At 55.4% G+C, this 379-nt stretch carries 1 pseudogene; it reads left to right on the top strand.

Features of this window, described 5'->3' with window-relative positions:
• Nucleotides 1–379, top strand: a pseudogene (iolG1, locus tag EVJ28_RS14000) (inositol 2-dehydrogenase IolG1); the annotation flags it as partial.

The following is a 379-nucleotide window of genomic DNA, read 5'->3' on the forward strand; positions in this document are numbered from 1 at the left end:
CCGTTAAGGTTTACTTCCCGCGTCAGTCCAGCCTGGTGACCACTCTGCGTGATCCGCAGCTGGTTGTAATGGAAACCACCTCCGGCATCAATATTGTGGTTGAAGTGTTTGTGAACTGCCAGTATGGCTACGACATTCACTGCGATGTTACCGGCGAGAAAGGAATGGCGGAGCTGCCAACCGTCGCCAGCGCCGCGGTACGGAAAGCGGCGAAGTATAGCACCGACATCCTGGTTGACTGGAAACAGCGCTTTATTGATGCCTACGACATTGAGTTCCAGGATTTCTTCGATCGCCTGAACGCAGGATTGCCGCCGGCAGGCCCAACGTCATGGGATGGTTATCTGGCTGCGGTTACCGCTGATGCCTGCGTGAAGTC

The organism is Exiguobacterium sp. SH3S3 (assembly GCF_004337115.1).
GTDB lineage: Bacteria > Bacillota > Bacilli > Exiguobacteriales > Exiguobacteriaceae > Exiguobacterium > Exiguobacterium aurantiacum_A.